At 72.3% G+C, this 20,234-nt stretch carries 16 protein-coding genes and 1 riboswitch; of the genes, 3 read left to right on the top strand and 13 right to left on the bottom strand.

What is annotated here, in order from left to right; genetic code table 11:
• Nucleotides 1-130: 130 nt before the first annotated feature.
• The 8 genes from Sspor_RS25950 to Sspor_RS25915 all read right to left on the bottom strand — a co-directional run bounded on the left by Sspor_RS25950 (nucleotide 131) and on the right by Sspor_RS25915 (nucleotide 9,250).
• Nucleotides 131-1,516, bottom strand: a complete 1,386-nt coding sequence (locus Sspor_RS25950) for an NAD(P)/FAD-dependent oxidoreductase (RefSeq protein ID WP_202201274.1) — start codon at nucleotides 1,514-1,516, stop codon at nucleotides 131-133.
• A 390-nt stretch (nucleotides 1,517-1,906) separates the two neighbouring features.
• Nucleotides 1,907-2,848: a Ppx/GppA phosphatase family protein gene (locus tag Sspor_RS25945; protein ID WP_202201273.1), complete on the bottom strand. Its 942-nt coding sequence runs from the start codon at nucleotides 2,846-2,848 to the stop codon at nucleotides 1,907-1,909.
• On the bottom strand, nucleotides 2,845-3,396 hold the full coding sequence (locus tag Sspor_RS25940) for a DUF501 domain-containing protein (protein WP_202201272.1): 552 nt from the start codon (nucleotides 3,394-3,396) through the stop codon (nucleotides 2,845-2,847). Before Sspor_RS25940 ends, Sspor_RS25945 begins: the two co-directional genes overlap by 4 nt.
• Before the next feature lie 56 nt (nucleotides 3,397-3,452).
• Nucleotides 3,453-3,941 carry an FtsB family cell division protein gene (locus Sspor_RS25935; RefSeq protein WP_202201271.1) on the bottom strand — a complete coding sequence of 163 codons (489 nt, stop codon included), beginning with the start codon at nucleotides 3,939-3,941 and terminating at the stop codon, nucleotides 3,453-3,455.
• A gap of 99 nt (nucleotides 3,942-4,040) precedes the next feature.
• Nucleotides 4,041-5,321: a phosphopyruvate hydratase gene (gene eno / locus Sspor_RS25930; protein WP_030763520.1), complete on the bottom strand. Its 1,281-nt coding sequence runs from the start codon at nucleotides 5,319-5,321 to the stop codon at nucleotides 4,041-4,043.
• Between the two features lie 292 nt (nucleotides 5,322-5,613).
• Nucleotides 5,614-6,339, bottom strand: a complete 726-nt coding sequence (locus Sspor_RS25925; RefSeq protein WP_202201270.1) for a LysM peptidoglycan-binding domain-containing protein — start codon at nucleotides 6,337-6,339, stop codon at nucleotides 5,614-5,616.
• A 3-nt stretch (nucleotides 6,340-6,342) separates the two neighbouring features.
• Nucleotides 6,343-6,515, bottom strand: a riboswitch (cyclic di-AMP (ydaO/yuaA leader).
• Between the two features lie 275 nt (nucleotides 6,516-6,790).
• Nucleotides 6,791-7,759, bottom strand: coding sequence for a transglycosylase family protein (locus Sspor_RS25920; RefSeq protein ID WP_272934849.1), 969 nt, complete (start codon nucleotides 7,757-7,759; stop codon nucleotides 6,791-6,793).
• A gap of 177 nt (nucleotides 7,760-7,936) precedes the next feature.
• Complete coding sequence (locus Sspor_RS25915) at nucleotides 7,937-9,250, bottom strand: cytochrome P450 family protein (protein ID WP_202201268.1); 1,314 nt, start codon at nucleotides 9,248-9,250, stop codon at nucleotides 7,937-7,939.
• Between the two features lie 130 nt (nucleotides 9,251-9,380).
• Here Sspor_RS25915 and Sspor_RS25910 point away from each other — a divergent pair, with 130 nt between their 5' ends.
• Complete coding sequence (locus Sspor_RS25910) at nucleotides 9,381-10,577, top strand: globin domain-containing protein (RefSeq protein ID WP_237404030.1); 1,197 nt, start codon at nucleotides 9,381-9,383, stop codon at nucleotides 10,575-10,577.
• Between the two features lie 14 nt (nucleotides 10,578-10,591).
• On the opposite strand, the gene Sspor_RS25905 is transcribed toward Sspor_RS25910, so the two are convergent.
• Both Sspor_RS25905 and Sspor_RS25900 read right to left on the bottom strand, forming a co-directional pair.
• Nucleotides 10,592-11,623 carry a nucleoside triphosphate pyrophosphohydrolase gene (locus Sspor_RS25905; RefSeq protein ID WP_202201266.1) on the bottom strand — a complete coding sequence of 344 codons (1,032 nt, stop codon included), beginning with the start codon at nucleotides 11,621-11,623 and terminating at the stop codon, nucleotides 10,592-10,594.
• 53 nt (nucleotides 11,624-11,676) lie between these two features.
• Nucleotides 11,677-12,300: a SurA N-terminal domain-containing protein gene (locus tag Sspor_RS25900; protein WP_202201265.1), complete on the bottom strand. Its 624-nt coding sequence runs from the start codon at nucleotides 12,298-12,300 to the stop codon at nucleotides 11,677-11,679.
• 277 nt (nucleotides 12,301-12,577) lie between these two features.
• Here Sspor_RS25900 and Sspor_RS25895 point away from each other — a divergent pair, with 277 nt between their 5' ends.
• Nucleotides 12,578-14,941, top strand: coding sequence for a YfhO family protein (locus tag Sspor_RS25895; RefSeq protein ID WP_202201264.1), 2,364 nt, complete (start codon nucleotides 12,578-12,580; stop codon nucleotides 14,939-14,941).
• Here Sspor_RS25895 and Sspor_RS25890 read toward each other — a convergent pair.
• The 3 genes from Sspor_RS25890 to Sspor_RS25880 all read right to left on the bottom strand — a co-directional run bounded on the left by Sspor_RS25890 (nucleotide 14,925) and on the right by Sspor_RS25880 (nucleotide 19,240).
• Nucleotides 14,925-16,433 (bottom strand): serine/threonine-protein kinase, encoded by a 1,509-nt coding sequence (locus tag Sspor_RS25890; protein ID WP_202201263.1) that lies wholly within the window; start codon nucleotides 16,431-16,433, stop codon nucleotides 14,925-14,927. The genes Sspor_RS25895 and Sspor_RS25890 overlap by 17 nt on opposite strands.
• Complete coding sequence (locus tag Sspor_RS25885; RefSeq protein ID WP_202201262.1) at nucleotides 16,430-17,026, bottom strand: hypothetical protein; 597 nt, start codon at nucleotides 17,024-17,026, stop codon at nucleotides 16,430-16,432. The genes Sspor_RS25890 and Sspor_RS25885 overlap by 4 nt, the downstream gene beginning before the upstream one ends.
• Before the next feature lie 168 nt (nucleotides 17,027-17,194).
• On the bottom strand, nucleotides 17,195-19,240 hold the full coding sequence (locus Sspor_RS25880) for an N-6 DNA methylase (protein WP_202201261.1): 2,046 nt from the start codon (nucleotides 19,238-19,240) through the stop codon (nucleotides 17,195-17,197).
• A 214-nt stretch (nucleotides 19,241-19,454) separates the two neighbouring features.
• Between Sspor_RS25880 and Sspor_RS25875 the strand changes: the two genes are divergently transcribed.
• Nucleotides 19,455-20,168, top strand: coding sequence for a hypothetical protein (locus Sspor_RS25875; protein WP_202201260.1), 714 nt, complete (start codon nucleotides 19,455-19,457; stop codon nucleotides 20,166-20,168).
• The last annotated feature ends 66 nt before the right edge of the window (nucleotides 20,169-20,234 follow it).

Genomic DNA, 20,234 nt, shown 5'->3' with positions numbered 1-20,234 from the left:
CCCGGGTACGCCGAAGGGGCCGCCCGCACCACGGATGGCGGGCGGCCCCTTCGGGGTCGTACAGGTCGTACAGGTGAAGCAGATGGAGCAGTGTGAAGCGGTGGAGCTCAGGTCCTGCCGGGAGGACCGGTCAGGAGGCCTTGGCCTTCGCGGCCGGGGCAGCGGCGGCTGCCGGGGCCGGCGCCGGCTTGGCGGCCTCGTAGAACTCCTCGCGCGGCGTCTCCAGCGCACCGAGGGAGACGACCTCGCGCTTGAGGAACATCGCGAGGGTCCAGTCGGCGAAGACGCGGATCTTGCGGTTCCAGGTCGGCATGGCCATGCCGTGGTAGCCACGGTGCATGTACCAGGCCAGCCGACCCTTGAGCTTGATCTTCGTCTTGCCCATGACGATCATCGCGACGCCCTTGTGGAGGCCGAGGCCCGCCACCGCACCCTTGTTGGAGTGCGAGTACTCGGCCTGCGGGAAGCCCCGCATGCCCGAGATGACGTTGTCGCCGAGGACCTTGGCCTGACGCAGCGCGTGCTGGGCGTTCGGCGGGCACCAGGCGTTCTCGACGCCGGCCTTGCGGGAGGCGACGTCCGGAACCTGGGCGTTGTCGCCGGCGGTCCAGATGTAGTCCGTGCCCGTGACCTGGAGGGTCGGCTGGGCGTCCACGTGGCCGCGGGGGCCCAGCGGCAGGCCGTAGCGGGCCAGCACCGGGTTCGGCTTGACGCCGGCGGTCCACACGATGGTGTTGGAGTCGACCTCGAGGCCGTTCTTCAGCACCACGCGGCCGTCCACGCAGGAGTCCATGGAGGTGCTGAGGTAGATCTCGATGCCGCGCGACTCCAGGTGCTCCTTGCCCCAGGTGCCGAGCTTGGGCCCGACCTCGGGAAGGATCTTGTCGGCCGCGTCGACCAGGATGAAGCGCATGTCCTCGCGCTTGATCGTGGAGTAGTACTTCGCGGCGTCCCGGGCCATGTCCTCGACCTCGCCGATGGTCTCCGCACCGGCGAAGCCGCCGCCGACGAAGACGAAGGTGAGGGCCTTGCGGCGGACGTTCTCGTCCGTCGTGGACTCGGCCTTGTCGAGCTGTTCGAGGACGTGGTTGCGCAGGCCGATGCCCTCTTCGACGCCCTTCATACCGATGCCCTGTTCGGCGAGGCCGGGGATCGGGAAGGTGCGGGAGACGGCGCCGAGCGCGATCACCAGGTAGTCGAAGGGCAGCTCGTACGCCTCGCCGACCAGCGGCGTGACGACGGCGACCTTGCGGTCCTGGTCGATGCTGGTGACCCGGCCGGTGAGAACCTCTGCCTTGGGCAGCACGCGTCGCAGCGGGACGACGACGTGCCGAGGCGAGATGCTGCCTGCGGCCACTTCAGGGAGGAAGGGCTGGTAGGTCATGTACGAGCGCGGGTCGACGACCGTGACGGTCGCCTCGCCGTAGCGCATCTTCTTCATGATGCGCTTGGCTGCGTACAGGCCTACGTACCCACCTCCTACAACGAGGATCCTGGGACGCTCCGTGGTGCTCATGGAACGAGTATCCAGCACCCAAAGGGGTGTCGCTCGTGAGCCCCTTCACAAGGAGTGGGAGACCCTCTGCTACACTCCGCCGCCCACGTGACGGAGGTCATGACGCGCGACGGGAACCAGACGGTGTCCGGAGTCGTTGTTCACCCGTCCTGAACTGGCCTCCAGGGCCGAAAGCGGACTGGACCACAGGCGTTCGTCCATACCTCTGACGCGGATCCCGCCGCCTCCGCCGATCGCACGAACGCGCGCGAAAAAGGGCCTGCGGGCCTCCGGAGGGCCCCAAAGGACCCTTCCATTGACCCGACAGACCCTTTTTCCTTGTGAAGAACTTCACGAACTTAATGTGGATCACGGGTCCGGGGACCCCTCACAACCTGCTTCGAAGGTCGTTCAGGCGATGGACCAAGCGATTCCATCGAGGATGTCGTGCTCCGACACGACAACCTCGGAAGCGCCGATACGCTCCATGATCGCCAGCAGCACCAGAGCGCCCGCCCCGATCACGTCCACCCGGCCCGGATGCATCACGGGGATCGCCGCGCGCTCGGCGTGCGTCTGCGTCAGCATCCGCTCACTGATCGCGCGCACCTGCTCGTAGGAGATCCGGGAGTGGTGGATGGCCGTCGAGAGGTACTCCGGCAGCCCCAGCGCGATCCCGGCGACCGTGGTCACCGAGCCGGCCAGGCCCACCAGCGTGCGCGCCTCGGACAGCGGGACGCTCTCCGCGGCCAGGTCCAGGGCCGCCTCGATGTCGGCCCGGATCGCGGCGACCTGCTGCGCGGTCGGCGGGTCGGTGACGACCCCGTCCACCACCAGGTGACGCTCGGTCATCCGGACGCAGCCGATGTCCACGGACCGGGCGGCCCGTACGTGCTCCTCGCCGACCACGAACTCGGTCGAGCCCCCGCCGATGTCCACCACCAGGAACGGCCGCTCCAGGTGCTCGTGCGCCGTGAGCTCCTTGGTGGCGCCGGTGAAGGAGAACTCCGCCTCCTGCTCACCGGAGATCACCTCGGGCTCGACCCCGAGGATGTCCAGGACGCCCCGGACGAAGTCCGCCCGGTTCTCGGCGTCCCGGGAGGCGGAGGTCGCCACGAAGCGCACCCGCTCCGCGCCGAACTCCTTGACGACCCCCGCGTACTCGCGGCAGGCGGCGAAGGTGCGCTCCAGCGCTTCCGGCGCCAGGCGCCCGGTCCGGTCCACGCCCTGGCCCAGCCGGACGATGGTCATCCGGCGGTCCAGCTCGACCAGCTCGCCGGTGGCCGGGTCGCAGTCCGCGACGAGCAGCCGGATGGAGTTCGTACCGCAGTCGACGGCGGCGACCCGGGTCACGCCCGCTGCTCCTCGTCGTCCGTCTTCTTCTCCCCGCAGGGGGTGACGCAGGCGCCCTTGGCCCACCACTCCGGCAGCATCGCCAGGGCCTCGTCGCCGAACGGGTTCACCCCGGGGCCGGCGGCCAGGGAGTGGCCGACCAGCACGTGCAGGCACTTCACCCGGTCCGGCATGCCGCCGGCGCTCGGGAAGCCCTGGAGCACCTCGATGGCGTCGCGCCGCTGGATGTAGTCCTCGTGGGCGGCCTGGTAGGCGGCGGCCAGTTCCTTGTCCTCGGCGAGCCGGGCCTGCATCTCCTTCATCACGCCGTTGGCCTCCAGCGTGCCGATCGCGGAGGCCGCGCGCGGGCACGTCAGGTAGTACAGCGTCGGGAAGGGGGTGCCGTCGGGGAGCCGGGGGGCGGTCTCCACCACGTCCGGCTGCCCGCAGGGGCAGCGGTGCGCGATGGCGCGCAGCCCGCGCGGCGGGCGGCCGAGCTGCTGCTCGAACGCCTCGATGTCCGCGTCGGTCGGCTCGGTCCGGTCGGTCTGGGGCGGGGGCGTCTGCATGCCTGGAGGAAGTCTCTTCGTTCTCGTGGATGGGTGCTGCGGTACGGCGGTACGGATCACTCGCCGGGGCGGTCGGCCTTGTCGACGCCGTCCCAGACGTTGGAGTACCAGGGCCGGTCGGAGCCGGCCTGGCCGGTCCGGTGCGGCTGCGGGGGCTGGGCCCCGGGGTCGCTCATGATGTAGCCGATCTCCCCCGGGCGCAGGAAGTGCAGGTGCTTGCGCGCCTGCTGTTCCGCGTAGGCGTCGTCCTGCCAGCGGGCCTTCTCGTCGCGGAGCCGCTCCAGGCGGTCCCGCGCGGCCGCGGCGGCCCGCTGCTGCTTCGCGATCTCCGAGCGCTGGGAGACGTACTGACGCATCGGATACGCGAGGGCGACCACCAGCGTACAGAGGACGAGCACCAGGAGCGCGGCGCGGCCGGTGAGCCGGCTGCGGCGGACCTGACGGCGCGACTGCGACCGGTAGACGTGGGCGGCGGTCCGCTCACCGAGCTGCTTGAGCCTCGTCGCGGTGGAGAAGGTGGAGAACCGATCCCGGCTCCCGGCCATTGGTCCGCCTCCCCTAGGTACGCGCTACGCAATACGTCCCCGCACACGGTACGGGACCGAGTGCGGGGACGTACGGAGGCCAGCCCCTCAGGGGGGTGATTAGCCCTTGAAGCGCGGGAAGGCGCTGCGGCCCGCGTACACCGCGGCGTCGTCGAGGATCTCCTCGATGCGCAGCAGCTGGTTGTACTTGGCGACACGGTCCGAGCGGGCCGGGGCGCCGGTCTTGATCTGACCGCAGTTCACGGCGACGGCGAGGTCGGCGATGGTGACGTCCTCGGTCTCACCGGAGCGGTGGGACATCATGCACTTGAAGCCGTTGCGCTGGGCCATCTCGACGGCGTCGAGGGTCTCGGTCAGCGAACCGATCTGGTTCACCTTCACGAGCAGGGCGTTCGCGGAGCCCTCCTCGATACCGCGGGCCAGACGCTCCGGGTTGGTGACGAACAGGTCGTCACCGACGATCTGGACCTTCGCGCCGAGGCGGTCGGTGATGGTCTTCCAGCCGTCCCAGTCGTCCTCGAAGAGCGGGTCCTCGATGGAGACCAGCGGGTACGCCTCGACGAGCTCGGCGTAGTAGTCGGTCATCTCGGCGGCCGAGCGGGACTTGCCCTCGAACTCGTACTGGCCGTCCTTGTAGAACTCGGACGCGGCGACGTCGAGCGCGAGCGCGATGTCCGTGCCCGGCGTGTAGCCGGCCTGCTTGATGGCCTCGATGATGAGGTCGAGCGCGGCGCGGTTCGACTCCAGGTTCGGGGCGAAGCCGCCCTCGTCGCCCAGGCCGGTGGAGAGGCCCTTGGTGTGCAGGACCTTCTTGAGGGTGTGGTAGACCTCGGCACCCCAGCGCAGCGCCTCGGAGAAGGACTCCGCGCCGATGGGGGCGATCATGAACTCCTGGATGTCCACGTTGGAGTCGGCGTGCGACCCACCGTTGAGGATGTTCATCATCGGAACGGGCAGCAGGTGCGCGTTCGGACCGCCGAGGTAGCGGAAGAGCGGGAGGTCCGAGGCCTCGGACGCGGCGTGCGCGACGGCCAGGGACACGCCGAGGATGGCGTTGGCGCCGAGCGAGCCCTTGTTGTCGGTGGCGTCCAGGTCGAACATGGCCTGGTCGATCAGACGCTGCTCGGTGGCGTCGTAGCCGACGAGCTCCGGGCCGATCTGCTCGATGACGGCGAGGACGGCCTTCTCGACACCCTTGCCGAAGTAACGGTCGGGGTCACCGTCACGCAGCTCGATGGCCTCGAATGCACCGGTGGAGGCGCCGGACGGAACTGCAGCACGGCCGGTGCTGCCATCGTCGAGGCCCACCTCGACCTCGACCGTGGGGTTGCCTCGGGAGTCCAGGATTTCCCGGGCTACGACGACGTCGATGGACGGCACGAGCATCTCCTTCTGGGATGTGACGCTGAGTGTGCGGTGGCGTGTCAGGCCGTGGGATGGCCTTGCCGCCTAGAGCCTAACCGGATCCGGGGACTCGGCCGCCCGACCGCCCGGACCCTGGGACGAAAAAGGGACCGAATACCCCTCTTCCGGGACATACATCGCTTGATCATCGGGCTTCGGGGGGCGAACGCGGCACCGCCCGGCGCGTGGAGCACGCGCCGGGCGGTGGAAATCCTGCACGGGGTCAGCTGACGCCCCGTACGTGTTCCTGCGGCTTCTGCCGCGGTGTTCAGCTGAGCTTCAGCTTCTGACCCGGGTAGATCAGGTCGGCGTCCGAGACGATGTCCTTGTTCAGCTCGAAGAGCTGCTGCCAGCCGCCCTTGACGCCGTTGGCCTCGGCGATGGTGCCCAGGGTGTCGCCCGGCTTGACCTCGTACGAGCCGTTGCCGGTCTTCGGCGCGACCGGGGCCTCGGCGCGCTCGGAGCGGGTGGTCGGAGCCTCGGAGCGCTTGGTCTCCTTCTTCGGCGCGGCCTTGGTCTCGGCCTTCTTGGTCTCGACCTTCGGCTGCGGCTTCGACTGGGGCTTGGACTGCGGCTTCGACGCCGGGGTCTCGGAGCCGCCACCGGCGGAGGAGGAGTTCGACAGGCCCTTGCCGCAGGACGGCCAGGCGCCCTTGCCCTGGCTCTTGAGGACCTTCTCAGCGACGGCTATCTGCTGCGCCTTGGAGGCCTGGTTGGCCTGCGGGGCGTACGACTTGCCGCCGTACCCGGCCCACGTGGACGGCGAGAACTGCAGACCGCCGTAGTAGCCGTTGCCCGTGTTGATGGCCCAGTTGCCACCGGACTCGCACTGCGCGACCCTGTCCCACTCGGACGAGGTGGCGGCGCTGGCGGTGCCCGCGGCCATCAGGGGCGCGGCCACGGCCACACCGGCCACACCGGCGAGCGTGACGATCCGGACAGACCGCTCGATTGCAGTACCGCGACGGTGCTTGCCCTTGCCGGAAAGCAGCATGGAGTTTCTCCTCACCGACGCCTACGAGGTGAGCTGTCGGGTTCGGGCGAGTGAGTTGCCCGGCCGTGCGACCTAGCGCACGTCTTAACCCCAAGCCGGTGGCGTGACCGTCTCTCAACGGCCGCTCCCGGCACCTACCTTGGTTCCCCCGCTCCTGCCTTCGGCGCTTGACGCGACGACTGTTCCCTCCGTCCGCCGGCAGGATTCGGCGATGCGGTCGAAGGAGCTCGCGGTGGCGAGCGATTCAGAAGGTAGACAGGTCTCTCCCCGATGTTCAACGAGGAACATCGGGGAGAAACGGCCCTACTTGCGCTCCTTTCAGGGGCGTTTGCGCAGGTGAGGGCGGGGTTTGCGGAAGCCCCGGAGCGAGACACGCCAGCTGACCGGAAGAGACGCATGTCTCACTTACAGAAATCCGACATTCGACTCTTTCCGGATAACTGAACTGTCCTTATTGCGGAGTTAGGTCCAGGTTCTGGCCGGGCTTGATGAGGTCGGCGTCCTCGCCGATGACTTTCTCATTGGCCTGGTAGAGACCGTTCCAGCCCCCCTTTACGCCCTTGGCATCCGCGATGGTCGCCAGGCTGTCGCCCGCCTGGACCGTGTAGACGGGGTCCGACGAGACGTCAGGCAGGGCCGACGGCTCGGCCGCCGCCGCACCGCGGTGCTTGCCGCTGCCCTCGACGGGAGTGGCGCCGATGGTCTGCGGGACCTCCGGGGTCGCGGGGGCCGTCGTGCTGACCGGGGGAAGCCCGGGCGTGACGGGCGCGGTGGTGGGCGGCGCGGTCGGGTCCACCGGCAGCGTCGGCGCCGTCGGGTCGACGGGCGTCGGCGTGAGCGTCGGGTCGCCCGGCTGGGTCGGGTCGCCCGGCTGGGTCGGGGTCGTCGGGGTGGCCGGGGGCGTCGTCGGGGCGTCCGGGGCGGGCATGACGGGCAGTCCGATGGACGGGGCGTCCGGGATGAGGAACGGGGTGCTGGACGGGCTCGGAGCCGGAGCCGGGGTCGGCGACCCGTAGTCCGTGGACGGCTTGCCGCCCCCGGTGGACGGAACGGCGTCGTCCGGGCGGGACGGCGCGGGGGCCAGCGGGCCCTTGCCGCCGGGCAGACCGGGGTCCACCTGCGCCGCGGGGCCCTGCTGGTCCAGCCCGGCCGAGGCCGCGCACAGCGGCCACGCCTGCGGTCCCGTCGAGCTCAGCACCCGTTCGGCGACGGCGATCTGCTGGGATCGGCTCGCCAGGTCGGGGCGCTCGGCGAATTCGAGCCCGCCGGCGCTCTGCCACTCCTCCTGGGTGAACTGGAGCCCGCCGTAGGCGCCGCTGCCGAAGTTGGCACTCCAGGAGCCGCCGCTCTCGCATTCGGCGACCTTGTCCCACGTGGACGTGTCGGCGGCGGTGGCGCTGGTGGCGGCCAACAGCGGCATGGCCAGCGCTGAGCCAGTGACTCCTGCTGTGACAACCAGCGCGGGGACCTGGCGGGGGCGTCTGTGACGGCCGTTCCCGGAGAGCATGAGCGATCACCTTTCGCATATAACAGCGGGGTAACGGCAGAACCTAGCGGCCTTCGAACGATTGTCACAAGTTCAAGCCGAAGCTGACTTTTAATCAGCTTTCGCGCAAGTGTTTTGAGCCGCGAATCGAACGGGAAGAGTGCGCAGCCCCCGCATGATCAACCCCCCGCGCCAGCGCAGGTCTTGGGGTGGAACGGCCAGTTCCAGATCGGGCAGACGCGTCAGCAAAGTCGCGAGCGCGGTCTGTCCTTCGAGCCGGGCGAGCGGAGCGCCGAGGCAGTAGTGGATGCCGTGACCGTATCCGAGGTGCTGGTTGTCGGTCCGGGAGAGGTCGAGGGTGTCCGGGTCCGCGAACCGCTCCGGGTCCCGGTCGGCGGCCGCGAGGACGACCAGGACCGGATCGCCGGCCTCGATCGGCATCCCGCCGAGGGTCAGCGGCTCGGTGGCGAACCGCCACGTCGCCAGCTCCACCGGCCCGTCGTAGCGCAGCAGTTCCTCCACCCCGGTGGCCAGCAGACCGCTCTCCCCGGCGGCGAGGGAGAGCTGGAGGCGCTCGCGCTGCCCGGGGTTCATGAAGAGGGAGTGGACCCCGTTGCCAATGAGGTTCACGGTGGTCTCGAAACCGGCGAAAAGCAGGATGAAAGCCATGGCGGTGGCCTCACCCTCGGTCAGATGGTCGCCGTGATCGCTCGCCCGGATGAGATCGGAGATCAGGTCATCACCCAGATCATCCCTTTTGCGGTGAATGAGTTCACCGAGATAGGTCCGCATCTGCTTCACCGACCGGGCCACCCCGCCCCGCGGACCGCCGCCGTGGCGGATCATCATGCCGGCCCAGTCGCGGAAGTCGTCCTGGTCCTCGCGCGGGACCCCGAGCATCTCGCAGATGGCGTAGATGGGGAGCGGGAAGGCGAACTCGTGAATGAGATCAGCCTCACCCTTCTCCGCGAAGGCGTCGATCAGGTGGTCGGTGAGCGCCTGCACCCGCGGCGCGAACTCGGCGACCCTGCGCGGGGTGAACGCCTTCGACACCAGCCGTCGCAGCCGGGTGTGGTCCGGCGGGTCGATGTTGAGCAGGTGCGTCATCAGCTCCGCCTTGCGCTCCCCCGGGATCCCGGTCTTGCCCTTGGCGTGCGCGGGCTCCGCGTGGTGCGCCGGATTCTTGCTGAGCCGCTGGTCGGCGAGGGCCTGGCGGGCGTCGGCGTACCGGGTGACGAGCCAGGCCTCGACCCCGCTGGGCAGCTTGGTGCGGTGCACCGGGGAGTGCTCGCGCAGCCAGGCGTAGGCCGGGTAGGGGTCGGTCGCGAACTCCCAGTCGAAGAGGGTGGGGCCCTCGGCGGAAGGGGTGTCGGCGGGAGTGTCCGCGGGGGTCTCGGCGGGGGTTCCGGAGGTCTGCTCGTGCACCTGATGACCGTATCCCGGCGCCGAACCACCATCCGATATGGGCGGTTCGCCGCGGCTGTCCGTAGATCGGCCATCCCTTGACCTGAACTTCTCCGGCATTCCTACTTTCGGTTTTGTGGATGTCAGGATCTTGAAGAGCAGTTTCGCGGTGGTGGAGAGGCGGGCCGAGCACGCCGTCAAGTTCTTCTACTCCCACCTCTTCTGGCACAACCCCGGAGTCCGCGCCCTCTTCCCGGACTCCCTCCACGAGATGGAACGCCAGCGGGACCGGCTCTTCGCCGCGCTCACCCACCTGATCGCCCACCTCGACGACGAGTCGCTCCGCCCCTACCTGCGCGACCTGGGACGCGACCACCGCAAGTTCCTGGTCCGCCCCGAGCACTACGCGGCCGTCGGTGCCAGCCTGCTCGCCGCACTCGCGGAGACCTCCGGCGAGGCCTGGACCCCGCCGGTCGAGAAGGCATGGGCCGAGGCCTACCAGGTGATGGCCGACGCGATGACGGCCGGCGCCGACGCGAGCGAGGACCCGCCGTGGTGGGACGCGGAGGTGGTACGCCACCTCCAGTACGGACCGGACATCGGCGTGCTGACGCTGCGGCCGCACGCCCCCTTCCCCTATCTGCCCGGCCAGTACACGAGCGTGAGCAGCGAACGGGTCCCGACGACCTGGCGCACCTATTCCATAGGCAACGCCCCCCGCCCCGACGGCACCCTCGACCTGCACGTGAGCCGGGTCGACCGGGGGCGGCTGAGCACCACCCTGGTCCGCGAGACCCGGCCGGGCGACGTGCTGCGGCTCGGCGCCGCCGGCGGGCAGCTGACCTTCCGGCGCGAGGACCGCCCGGCCAGCCTGATCGCCGCCGGCACCGGCTGGGCGCCGATCCGTGCCCTGCTGGAGGACCTCGCGGAACGTCCCCCCGATCAGGACGTACGGCTCTTCGTGGTGGCCCGGGACGGCGCGCACCTCTACGACCGCCCGCTGATCGACGCGTACGCCGCCAGCTGCGGCTGGCTCGCCGTCACCTACATCACGCCCGCCCCCGGGCAGCACCGCAACCAGGCCACCGACCGGCTCGCGACCGCGCTGGGCAACCGGGGCCTGTGGCCGGACCAGGACGTCTACCTCAGCGGCCCGCCGCAGTTCATCGACGAGACCGCCCACCTCCTCCAGGAGCTGGGCGCCTGCCCCGGCCGCCTCTTCCACGACTCCGTACCGGCCCGGGGCCACGGATACGGGGAGCGCCCGCTGGGCTTCGGCGAGTGGTTCCTGGAGCGCCCGGCGCCCCACTGGCACAACCCCTCGGCCCGCGCGCCGAAGGAGTACTGAGAAGGACCGGAGGACTAGAGGGTGTCCGGCGGCCGGACGCCCTCGGCCGCCCGGATCGCGTCCCGGTAGGCCCGGGCCGCCGCACGCAGCGCGGTCTCGGGGTCGATCCCCGCCGCCTCGGCGCGTGCCGCGAGCTCCAGCAGCTCGTACCCGACGCCCTCGCCCCGGGGCAGTTCCACGGCCACGCCGCCCGCACGGGCCCGGCCCGCGAGCTTGGCGGCGAGTGCCAGGCCGGGCTGGCCCACCGGAATCCCGTCGGTGACCGACTCCCGGCGCTTCTCCACCGCCTTGGTGCGCTGCCAGTGCGCGCTGACGTCCTCCGGGGTCTCGGCCTCGGCGTCGCCGAAGACGTGCGGGTGCCGGTGGATCAGCTTCGCGACGAGCGCCCCGGCCACGTCGTCGATGGAGAAGGCCTCGCCGGCGTCCTCGCCGTCCTCGCCGTCCCCGCCGGCCTCCTCGGCGATCCGCGCGTGGAAGACCACCTGGAGCAGCACGTCGCCGAGCTCCTCGCGCAGCTCCTCCCGGTCCCCGTCCTCGATGGCCTCGACCAGTTCGTACGCCTCCTCGATCGCGTACTTGGCCAGGCCCCGGTGGGTCTGCCGGGAGGTCCACGGGCACTCGCGCCGGACCCGGTCCATCACCTGGACCAGGTCGAGCAGGCGCGCGCCCGGCAGATCGTACGAGCCCGGCAGGAGTTCCAGGTCGGGCATCGCGACCCGGCCCGAGCCGGCCAGCCGGGCCAGCCCGTCCGTGAGCCGCTGATCGCCCTCGCCGCCCGGGAGCACCACGACCGTGCGGCCGCCCGCGCAGGCCTCGACCAGCGCCTGCGCGTCCGGGCTCTCGAACGCGACCTCGACGCCCGCCTCCCGCAGGTACGGCAGCTGCGGGTGGCCGGGGTCGGCGCACAGCACCCGGTCCGCGGCGTGCAGGGTCTGCCAGGCCGGCCAGGACAGCACGCCGGGGGCGACCCGGTGGCTGGTGGTCAGCAGGACGATGCGGCCCGTGGGCTCGGCAGCGGCGGCGGTGGGTTCGGAGTGGTCGGTCACCCTCCGAACCTACCTCCGACGCGCCGGTCCTCGGCCCGGGGGACCCCGGAGCCTCAGGCTCCGGCGGGCGCCGCCTCGGGCCGCGTCCGCTGGGTGATCCAGGGCGTCTCCCCGGTACCGAGCTTGATCTCCTTGGCGTCCCAGGCGCCGTAGCGCGGGTTCACCTCGATGTGCAGGGCCTTGACCGCGGCACGGGCGGGCTCCTCCAGCTTCCCGGCCCCGTACTTGGCGGTGAGCGCGGTCAGGAGCACCCGGTCCCGGAGGAAGCGGTCGACCTGGCCGGGGGCCATAGCCCCCTTCTGCAGCAGCAGCGCCTCGAACTGCTCGTTGCCGCCGTTCTCGTCGACGTACGCCTTGCGTTCGTCCTCGATGTCCTTCGGGGTGGCCGTGAGCCCGGCGGTGTCGGCCATCTTGTCGATGATCCGGCTCTGAAGGAGCGCGTCGAGCTTCTGCCGCTCCAGGTGGGGGGTGCTCGCGATGAGCTCCGCGGCGGCCTGCCCGGAACGGTTCTGCGCCGCGCGGACGTCGTTGACCTGGGCCTGGAGCGCGGAGGTGGTGATGCGTTCGCCGCCCACGACGGCCGCGGTGCCGGGACGCGGCTCGCCCGAGCAGGCGGACAGCAGGGGCGCCGCCACGAGCAGGGCGGCGGAGACGGAGAGCGCTGTGCGACGGTGCAAAGGAGCCTCCAGGGCCGGGAGATTGTGCGTCGGTGCACAAAGGGCCGTGCGGTGATCGATGTTATGAGGTCACGGTGATCCGGACCACCGGTTCGACCAACGATTCACGCGCGGACCGAACACGCACCGTTCATAGGCGAGGCGGCGGGCGCCCGCGTGTCCGGCGCGCCACCCGTCACCCATCCTGGGGACCCGCGCGCCGGGCGGCGGCCGGGTCGGCCACCGGCAACCCTGAGGCCACCCTCCGGTCACCCGTTCCTGCCAAGGTCGGCCCACCATGTCGACAACGCACTCCTCACCGCGCCGCCGGAGTCTGCTCGGCTCGGCGCTCGCCGCCCTCCTCACGGCGGTGGCCGTGTGCGCCGGGGACGCCGCCGCCCGCGTGTTCCCCTACGGACCGCGCCACCGCAGCGTCAACGACCTCGGCAACCAGTTCGTCCCCTTCCACGCGCAGCTGTGGGACCTCCTGCACGGCCGCGCGGAGGGCGGGCTGCTGTTCAACTGGCGCTCCGGCTACGGCATGAGTTTCCTGCCGGACCTGGGCACCTACCTGACCAGCCCGTTCGCCGTTCTCGTCGGGCTCTTCCCGCGCGCGGACATAGACCTCGCCGTGTACGTCGTCACCGTGCTCAAGACGGCGGCCGCCGCCGCGGCGATGGCCTGGCTGCTGCGCACGCAGCGCCGCGGGCCCTGGTGGGCGGCCGGGCTGCTCGGGGCCTCGTACGCACTGTGCGGCTGGTCGGTGATCGAGGCCTCGTACAACCCGATGTGGCTGGACGGACTGATCGCCTTCCCCCTGCTGTGCCTGACCGGTGAGTGGGCCCTGCGCGGACGCAGGTCCCTGCTCGCGCCGCTGGTCGTCGCGGTCTGCTGGACGGCGAACTTCTACACCGCCTACATGGCGACGCTGGGTGCGGCGCTGGTGCTGCTGGTACGGGTGGTGCTCACCCGGGAGGGCGCACCGGCCCGGCTGTCCGTGATCGCCCGGGGCGCGGGGACCACGGTGCTCGGGATCGCGCTCGCGGCGCCCGTGCTCCTGCCCCTCTTCCTCAGCTCCGGGCAGGCCTACCCGGGCTGGGTCAAGGAGTTCCGGCCGGTGTCCTGGGCCGACCTGTTCGCCCGGCTGCTGCCGGGGACGTACTCCTTCTCCTCCCCCGCCGTCTTCGTCGGCACCGGGACCCTGCTGCTGGTGGCCGCGCTCCCCTTCCACCGGGCGGTCCCCGCGCGCACCCGGCTGTGGTGGGCGGGGCTGACCGCGGCCGTGGCGCTCTCCCTCCAGTGGGCGCCCACGCACCTGGCCTGGCACCTCTTCGCCACCCCGAACGGAAGCCCGTACCGGCAGACCTTCGTCCTCGCCGGGATCGCGGTGATCGCCGCCTGGACCGGGCTGGCCGCGGGCCCGCCGCGGCCGCCGGCCCTGGCCGCGGGTGCGGGCCTGCTGACGGCCGCCGCGCTGTGGGCGGGCGACAGCCCGCTGGTGACGACGGCGGGCTACGCGCTGTTCGGCGGCGGGCTGGCACTGGCGGGGGCCGCCTGGTGGGCGCTGCGGCACCGCCGGCTCGCGTGGCCGGCGGCCGGACTGCTGGCGCTGGTCCTGCTGGCGCAGGCCGCCGCGACCACCGCCTACGGCCACAAGGGCAAGCTGGGCGGCCTGGACGACTACCCGTCCTGGGGGCCCGCGCACACCGCGCGCGCCGAGGCCCTGGCCGGCGCGGAGGGCTGGCCCGCCTACCGCACCGACCCGGGCCGGCCCGCCCTGTCGGGCAACGACCCGCTGCTGCTCGGCGGCGAGGGCGGCGCGTACTACAGCAGCCACACCCCGGACGTCTTCACCCGCACGATGGTCGCGCTCGGCGCCGGCTGGACCTCGCGCGGACGCAACGTACAGAGCATCGACAATCCGGTGACGGACGCCGTCTTCGCGGTCGGCGCGCGCCTGGGGCCCGACGGCACGGTCCGCCGCGCACCGGTGCCCCCGCTGGTGACGACCCGTCCGCCCGGCGCCGCGCTCTCCTACGCCGACGACTCCCCCTTCGCCAACCAGGAAGCGCTGCTGGGCGCCCGGGTGTACGAGGACCCGCTCGCGCCCGGGGTCTGCCGCGCGGGCACGGAGGCCTACCTGTGGGCCCCCGAGTACAACGCGACGGCCCGCCTCGCGGACGGCCCCGCCTTCCGCCTGAACGGCAACGCCCCCCGCAACCGGGCGGCCCTCCAGCCGCTCGGCGCCTCCCGCGGGACCTCCTCGGCCCTGGTCTTCGACGCGGCCCCGCCGCCCCGGTGGACCCTGTCCTGCCTGGACCGGGCGCGGCTCGACGCCGCGGTGGCCGGTCTGCGGGCCACGGCGGCGACCTCCGTGCGGGTCGGCCCCTCGGGCATCCGGGCCGAACTGCCGCGGGGGGCCGCCGGCACGGCGGTCCTCTCGGTCCCCGCGATCGCCGGCTGGACCTGCAACGGCCGCCCCGCGGCCGCCCACCTGGGGCTGGTCGCGCTGCCGCTGTCCCCCGGCACCACACGGCTCAGCTGCGAGTTCCGGCCTCCGGGCCTGGTCCCGGGGCTGGCGGTCGCGGCGGGCGCGCTGGGGATCCTGGCGGCCGCGGCCCGATGGGGCCGGACCCGCCGCCGGGTCAGCGGACCTGGCTGAGCCAGTGCAGGGTGCGGCGGATCTCGGCCGGGAAGGGATGGGCCGGGCCGTGCAGCCGTTCCGCGTCGAACAGCAGCCGGGCCAGGGTGTCGTGCGCCGCCTGGCGGTCGCCGAGGGAGAGCAGCAGGTGGGCTATCCGGCGGCGGACCTCCAGCGGCAGACCCGGGTCCGGGTTGGCGTAGTGGTTCTCGAAGAACGGGAGCAGCGAGCGGTACTCCGCCAGGGCGGCGGCCGGCTCGCCGAGTTGCTCCAGGCACTGGGCCGAGTCGTAGCGGAAGCGCAGCGACTGGGGGTCCCCGGCCGGGAACTCGTCGGCGAGGCGGCGCAGTTCCGGCAGGGCACGCCGGTACTGGCCGTCGTCCATGAGCGTGGCGGCGTACTGCTTGCGCAGGGAGCGGACCACCGGGGAGTGCTCCCCGTGCTCGGCGGCCGCCGCCGGGAGGATGCCGCCGAGGATGTCCACGGCCTGGGTGAGCCGCCCCTCGTCCAGGAGCTTGCGGGCCTCGTCCACGGCGCCGGGGACGTCGGGCTTCGGCGGCGCGGGCGGGGTGCTCGGCCGCGGCGGGACGACGGCGGCCCGGTCCGGCCAGGGTGCCTGCGGGCGCAGGAAGGGCCGGGTCGGGTCGAGCGGGCCGGACGGGGTGCGGCTGCCGCGGGCGGGCAGCAGCGGGGCCAGGGCCTCGTAGACCTCCTGGGCGGAGGAGGGCCGGTCCTGCGGGTCCTTGGCGAGGAGGTGGAGCAGGAGCTTCTCCAGCTCCGGCGGGATCTCCGGGCGCATCTGGCGGACCGGGAGCGGGGGTTCGTACAGGTGGCGGTGCAGGACTCCGAGGGCGGTGGATCCGGCGAAGGGGACGTTGCCGCTGAGGAGTTCGTAGAGCAGCACGCCGAGGGCGTACAGGTCGGTGTACGGGCCCACGGCGCCGCCCATGGCCTGCTCGGGAGCCATGTAGGCGGGGCTGCCGATGGGCGATCCGGTGCTGGTGAGGCGGGTGGTGTCGGTGTCCATCACCGAGGCCACGCCGAGGTCCAGGACGAGCACGGTGCCGTCCGGGCGGACCATCACGTTGCGCGGCTTCAGGTCCCGGTGCACGATCGGCACCGCGTGCACGGCCGACAGGACCGAGCACAGCTGCGCGACGACGGCGACCGCCCACTGCCAGGGGTAGGGGTCGTGCTCGGCGAGGTGGTCGGCGAGGTCGGCACCCTCCACGTAGCCCATGACGAGGAAGAGTTCGTCGCCGTCGCTGCCCGCGTCGTGCACGGTGACCAGGCCCGGGTGGTCGACCTGCGCGGTGACCCGGCACTCGCGCACGAAGCGGCGGCGCAGCTCCTCGGCGACCGTGCCGGGGCCGGCGACCTTGTCGGGGCGCAGCAGTTTGACGGCGACGCGGCGGTCGAGGCGCCGGTCGTAGGCGGTCCAGACCTGGCCCATGCCGCCCTGGCCGAGGACGGTCGCGAGCTGGTAGCGGTCGCCGATGAGCCGTTCGGTCACTGCGGGGGGTCCTGGAACGGGGTCTGGTGGGGATCGTGGCGGGGGCCCCCGGCCGGCGGGGTCTGCTTGCGCAGCAGTTCGCTGAGCTCGTCGAGCTCGGCCCGGACCTGCCCGATGCGCGGGGGCGGCGTCGGCTGCGGCGGCACCTGCGGGGGCGCCGGGGCCGGCGTCGGCGCGGGGGTCGGCGTCGCGGTGGAGGGCCGGGTGGTGGCCGTGGCCGGCGGGTAGCCGTAGGAGGGCCCGGACGGCTGCGGGTGGACGTACGGAGCGGACTGCGCCGGGTACCACTGCGCGGTCGGGGCCGACCGCCGGGCCTCGTGGTGCTTGATGTCGGCGACGAGGAAGTACACGCAGATCGCGAAACCGCTGAAGATCGAGCCGCCGGCCCCCAGGTTGCCCTGCCAGCCGTTGACTTCGGGCGTGGGGTCGGCCTGGATGAGCGCCATCCACACGACGGCGAGCACGCCGCTGGTCACCATCAGCGCCCAGTCACGGGACTTGCGGGTGACCAGGGCGAGCCGCAGCAGCGACCCCCAGGCGAGGAAGCCGCAGCTGAGGATGGGCAGCAGCACGAACACCACGCGCAATGCCATCACACCCCCCGAATCGGACTGGGGGCCGTGCTGCGGCGGAAGGCCGGGGCCGTGCATCGCTGCTCCTGACGGGCCGTGCGGAAGAAGTTTCGGGTCTGAGGGTATACAGCGTTCCCGGCCAGGGGTGAGGGGATGCGCGCAACCGTTGCATGCTCGCTGCACGGCCGTTCACTCCGGCGTGACCGTGCCGTCGGAGAGGCCGTCGTGGAAACCCTGTACGAGTTGTTCGCCGAGCCGTCCCGCCAGCCGCAGCGCGTCCTCGAACTCGGCGAGCGCGCGGAAGCGGAGTCCGTAGCTCTGCTGCTGCGCCAGGGGCAGCCGGGGCAGCCGGAGCCGGCGTACGTCGAGCCGGGTGGCGGTGGAGGCATGGCTGCTGGCGCGGCGGTTGTTGGCGGTGCCGCGCAGGAATCCGGCCAGGAACCACGGGTCGAGGGCGTCCGGGTCGGGCCGCAGCAGGGCCAGGCCGCGGCCCGGGACCGCGCCCGCGGTCGCGTCGTCGACGACCCGGGCGATGGCCGCGCCGCCGACGAGGGGGACGAGGACGTCGCCGGGGGCGGTGAGCACGGGCTCGTCCGCGGTGGGGGCCAGGGTGCCGGAGGGTCCTGTTCCGGCGTAGACGTCGTGTTCGGTGAGGACGGGGGCCGAGCCGGTTCCGCCGCCGGTGCCGGTGTGCAGCTCCAGGGCTCCGGCGCGGGCGAGTTCGCCGACGGTGGTCAGCGGCGGCCGGGCCGTGCCCCCGGCGGGCGCCTCCGCGGGCGGCGGGGTGAGCCGGGCGGCCCGGCCGAGGGTCTCGCCGAGCCGCTCCCGTACGGCGGTCAGTTCGGCCGGACCGCCGCCGGCGGCCGGCGGGGGCAGGTGGCGGGCGGGGGTGAGGTCCACGTCGTCGTCCAGCAGCTCGATGACGGGGACGACGCGGCTGACGCCGGGCACGTGCGCCACCGACCCGGTGCGGTCGTACGTGCTCCAGGCGTTCTGCACCGTTTCGTGCACGGCGGGCCAGGCGGAGCGGGGTTGGGCGGTGTCGGCGCCGAGGGCCGCGGTGTCGATGAGGAGCAGCCCGGCCGGGGGCGCCGCGTGCGGGGCGGGCCGGCGCAGCACCCACAGGTGCAGGGGGATCCCGTACGGGGGCGCCGCGCCGGCCGGGAGCGCGACGACGGCCCGCAGCGCGCCGCGGCGCAGGAGGTCGGCGCGGATGCGGCGGCCGGAGCGGCGGGCGGCGACGGCGGGCGGCATGAGGAGCACGGCGGTGCCGCCCTCGCGCAGGTGGGCCAGGGCGTGCTGGACCCAGGCGAGTTCGGATTCGGTGCGGGCCGGGAAGCCGTACTCCCAGCGCGGGTCGTAGGCCAGTTCCTCGTGGCCCCAGCCGCGTTCGTTGAACGGCGGGTGGCAGAGCACGGCGTCGACGGTGTCCTGGGTGAAGGCGTCGGCCCGCAGGCTGTCGGCGGCGACGGCGCGGACCTGGGGCGTTCCGTTCAGGGCGAGGCGCAGGGCGGCGAGGGCGGCGAGTTCGGGCGCGGAGTCCTGCGCGTGGAGGGCGGTGGCGCCGGGGACGGCCCGCAGGAGGGTGCCGGTGCCGCAGGCGGGGTCGAGGACGGTACGGGCCGCGGGGCCGGCGAGGGCGGCCATCAGCGCGGCGAGGCCGTCCGGGGTGAGCGTGTACTGGCGGGGGTTGGCGTCGAGGTGGCGCCCGAGGAGGAACTCGAAGGCCTGGCGGGCCCCGATTTCGGCGGCGAGTTCGGCGGCGGCCCGCAGCAGCGGCATGACGGCCGGGCCCGGCGGGGTCTCGGCGAGCGCGTGGCCGGGCCCGAGGCGCGCGCCGAGCACCTGGTCGAGGACGGGCGGCAGCAGGGTGGCCATGCGCTCGTCTGAGACGGCGGTCAGCTCCAGCCAGTCGGTGGGCCTGTCCCGTACGACGAGCAGGGCGCCGCCCGTCTTGACGAGTGCGGTGACGGCTCCGCCGGGGTGGGCGGTGATCTGCTGCCAGACCCGTTCGCGCAGCGGGATCTCGGCGAGCTTGCCCTGGGCGCGCAGCCAGTGCTCCACCTCGTCCAGGGAGAAGGAGGGGCTGGTCTCGGTGCCGCCGACGGGCTTGGGGAAGTCGGCGTGGCGGCGCCGCCAGTTGCTCACGGCGGCGCGGCCGACTCCGGCCAGGCGGGCGACCTCGGCCGCGGTGACCTCTGCGGCGGTGGCCTCTGCGGCGTTCTCCTCGGGCATGCCGGGGAGCTTACCCGGTCACACCCAAGAGACCGATTCACAGCGTGAACTCAAGAACTTCTGTGAACCCTGTTGACTCGGTTCACATGAATCTGTTGTGATCAGTGCGTCTTCACCGCCGGACGACGGCCGCTCCGCGTCAACCGGAATACAATCTTCCACTTCTCCTTTAATCTTCCTTTACTCCACCTTCGAGTCGCCCTAGAGAGTCCCCATGCGCACCGCTCCCCGTTTCGCCGCCACCGCCGCCCTCGCCTGCGCCGCCGCCCTCGGCCTCACCGGCTGCTTCGCCTCCGGCCCCTACGCCGACCTGTCCGGTTCCGAGGTGGCGGACAAGTCCGTGGACGCCCTGCGCGGCGCCTCCTCGCTCACCGTGAGCGGCAAGGTCTGGGACGCGGGCAAGCCGCTGGAGCTGAGCATGGCCGTCAGCAAGGCCGGCGACTGCCGGGGCACCATCGCCGGCCAGGAGGGCTCCTTCGAGCTGATCCGCAACGGCGAGTTCGTGTACATCAAGGCCGACGAGCCCTTCTACCGCTCGCAGATGAAGGACCTGCCCAAGGCGGAGGCGGACGGGGCGGTCAAGATGCTGGCGGGCCACTGGCTGAAGTCGAAGGCCTCGGACGCCGACTCGAAGGAGCTCGCCTCCCTGTGCGACCTGGACGAGCTGCTCAAGGACTTCGACGACAGCAAGGGCGCGGAGAAGGGCGAGGTCACCTCGGTCGACGGCCAGAAGGCCCTCACCCTGACCACGAAGACCGACGAGGGCACCGAGACCCTGCTGGTGGCCACCGAGGGCAAGCCGTACCTGCTCAAGGCGGGCGTCACCGGCAAGGAGCCGGCCGAGATCTCCTTCACGGGCTTCGACCAGCCGGTCCAGGCCGAGGCCCCGGCCGGCAAGGACGTCATCGACGCGGACCAGCTGGGCTGAGCCGCCGGGTACGCGGAACGGCCGTGGCCGAAGACCTGTGAAGGTCTCCGGCCACGGCCGTTCCCG

The organism is Streptomyces spororaveus (genome assembly GCF_016755875.1).
In the GTDB taxonomy this organism is placed as follows: domain Bacteria; phylum Actinomycetota; class Actinomycetes; order Streptomycetales; family Streptomycetaceae; genus Streptomyces; species Streptomyces spororaveus.
Note: the sequence above shows the minus strand (reverse complement) of the source record. Positions and strands in the feature narration are given on the sequence as shown.